This window comes from Bacillus sp. EB600, from assembly GCF_024494385.1.
In the GTDB taxonomy this organism is placed as follows: Bacteria; Bacillota; Bacilli; order Bacillales; family Cytobacillaceae; genus JAEVLT01.
On record NZ_JAEVLT010000129.1, the window covers coordinates 1 to 821 of the forward strand.

4 tRNA genes and 1 rRNA gene are annotated in these 821 nt (G+C 43.7%); all 5 read right to left on the reverse strand.

Annotation, left to right across the window (positions count from 1 at the left end):
- Positions 1–29: 29 nt before the first annotated feature.
- A tRNA-Leu gene (locus tag JN080_RS28835) sits at positions 30–114 on the reverse strand.
- 13 nt (positions 115–127) lie between these two features.
- Positions 128–203, reverse strand: a tRNA-Lys gene (locus JN080_RS28840).
- A gap of 136 nt (positions 204–339) precedes the next feature.
- Positions 340–415, reverse strand: a tRNA-Thr gene (locus JN080_RS28845).
- Positions 416–433: 18 nt separating this feature from the next.
- Positions 434–509 (reverse strand) — tRNA-Val (locus JN080_RS28850).
- Positions 510–517: 8 nt separating this feature from the next.
- Positions 518–634: ribosomal RNA gene (rrf, locus tag JN080_RS28855) — 5S ribosomal RNA — on the reverse strand.
- Between the last annotated feature and the right edge of the window lie 187 nt (positions 635–821).

Sequence of the window (821 nt, forward strand, 5' to 3'; positions counted from 1 at the left end):
CACTGAACTACTTCCGCATTTTATTAGAATGGTGCGGGTGAAGGGACTTGAACCCCCACGCCTTGCGGCGCCAGATCCTAAGTCTGGTGCGTCTGCCAATTCCGCCACACCCGCATATTAAATTGAATGGTGAGCCATGAAGGACTTGAACCTTCGACCCTCTGATTAAAAGTCAGATGCTCTACCGACTGAGCTAATGGCTCATTTTGAGATGGATCCATAATCCTAATAATCATAGCCAGATGCTCAAAGAAAATTTTGTTCTTTCCTGCAGATTGCCACTGAAACACATTCAGCTAAAAAGCAATCTGCTATATCGAAAAAAATAGTTTGTACAAATGGTGCCGGCCAGAGGACTTGAACCCCCAACCTACTGATTACAAGTCAGTTGCTCTACCAATTGAGCTAGGCCGGCAAAAAATATTAATAAAAATGGTGGAGGATGACGGGATCGAACCGCCGACCCTCTGCTTGTAAGGCAGATGCTCTCCCAGCTGAGCTAATCCTCCATTTAACAGCCTGGCAATGTCCTACTCTCGCAGGGACTTGCGTCCCAACTACCATCGGCGCTGAGAAGCTTAACTTCCGTGTTCGGTATGGGAACGGGTGTGACCTTCTCGCCATAATTACCAGACCATTTATCAGACACTATTTTATTATAATATCTTTTTAATATTTTTCAAGAGGAAAATATTAATTTTTTTCATTCCCTCAAAACTAGATAATACAGAAGAAGTATAAGAACGAGTTCGCTTTACTAAATTGGTTAAGTCCTCGATCGATTAGTATCAGTCAGCTCCACACGTCACCGAGCTTCCACC